Below are 1,710 nucleotides of genomic sequence, written 5' to 3'. Positions count from 1 at the left end.
GAAATACGACAATATTTGGTTGAACAGGGAGCCGTCGCACGACTATATCCTTTAGTTGAAATCTTAGCACTTTTCGGCATTGTAACTTATTAGCTATTCCCTTCAAACGATAAAATAACGGCAATCAAATCGCCGTCACCGACCCCCGAGGCACCACCACCCACTCAATCTACGACGCCAAAAACCAACTCGTCGAAACCATTTATCCCGACGACACCCCCGATACCCTTGACGATAACCCCCGCAGCATCACCGTCTACGACCGAGGTGGACGCCGTCGCGCCTCCATCGACGAAGCCGGACGAGTCACCCATTTCCGCTACAACGCCGTCGGACAACTCATCGAAACCATCGCACCGAACGCCGACGACAACGGTTTGACCCCCTTCTTCGAGGCCTTGGGACTGACGGGAAGCACCGTTTCCGATGTGAATTGGACACAGGTGGTCTATCCCGACGAAACGCCAGAGTATCTCGACGACAGTCGCTATCCCCGTACCACCACTGAATACTACGCCACGGGAGAGGTCAAAGCCCACATCGACGAACGGGGACATCGTACCGAATACCGTTACGACACACTGGGTCGCCGTACCGAAACCATTTATCCCGATAAGACTCCCGAAACCCTCGACGACAACCCCCGTGAAACCGTCACCTACGACCAAGCCGGACGCCAGGACACCGTCACCGACGCGCTGAACCGCACCACCACCTACCGCTATGACGATTTGGGTCGCCTCGTCGAAACCATTTATCCCGATGGAACCCAGACGAAGACCACCTACGACCAACTCGGTCGTCGCGTCGCCTCTATTGACCCCTTAGGCCAACGCACGGAATACGAATACGATGCCTTAGGTCGTTTAACCGATGTCGTCGAGTTTCTCGACGGTCGTGAGATTCGCACGGAATATGGTTACGACGAGTTGGGTCGTCAGATTTTCCAAGAGGACGCCAATGACCATCGCACGACCTTTGAGTACGATTTAGTGGGACGGCGTACTGGCGTCGAACTTCCTGAAGGTCAGACATCGACTTCGACTTACGACCCGAACGGGAATTTACTCTCCTACACGGATTTTAACCGGGAGACGACGAACTACAGCTACAATCCTCGCAATTGGTTGACCGGCATCGACCTTCCTAACGACCCCGATGTCCGTTACACCTATACGCCGACGGGATTGCAGGAAACGGTGACGGATGGTCGTGGCACGACGAGTTTCGCCTACGATACCCACAACCGCCTTGTGGGACGCACTGACCCGGATGGCTTCAGTATTGAGTATGACTACGATATTGCGGGAAATCGCACGCAGGTTGAAACGCCGGGTGGGGTGACGGATTACGGGTTTGATGAACGCAATCGTTTGGAAACTGTCAGTGATTCGTCTCAGGGAATCACCACTTATCAATACGATGCGGTCAACAATCTCGTGGAGACGGTGTTACCGAACGGGGTGGTGGAAACTCGTGAGTATGACGAGTTGAACCGTCTGGAGTTGTTGGAACAGACCCGCAACGGTGACGTGGTCGCCAGTTATGACTACGAGTTGGACGATGCGGGACATCGGGTTGCGGTGACGGAGGTGAATGGTCGCACTGTCGAGTATGAGTACGACGATTTGGGTCGCTTGACGGAGGAACGCTTTGCAGTTTTCCCGTCCATCGCAATGACTTGGGTATCCAAGTGCGACGTAATCAGGG

At 54.3% G+C, this 1,710-nt stretch carries 1 protein-coding gene and 1 pseudogene; one reads left to right on the top strand and one right to left on the bottom strand.

Features of this window, described 5'->3' with window-relative positions; all coding sequences use genetic code 11:
* Positions 1-164 precede the first annotated feature (164 nt).
* Complete coding sequence (locus tag ACP5D4_RS21570; RefSeq protein WP_428013659.1) at positions 165-338, bottom strand: hypothetical protein; 174 nt, start codon at positions 336-338, stop codon at positions 165-167.
* A gap of 39 nt (positions 339-377) precedes the next feature.
* Here ACP5D4_RS21570 and ACP5D4_RS21565 point away from each other — a divergent pair.
* A pseudogene (locus ACP5D4_RS21565) lies at positions 378-1,710 on the top strand (putative Ig domain-containing protein); the annotation flags it as partial.

The organism is Baaleninema sp., assembly GCF_049974805.1.
GTDB lineage: Bacteria > Cyanobacteriota > Cyanobacteriia > Cyanobacteriales > Geitlerinemataceae > Baaleninema.
Note: the sequence above shows the minus strand (reverse complement) of the source record. Positions and strands in the feature narration are given on the sequence as shown.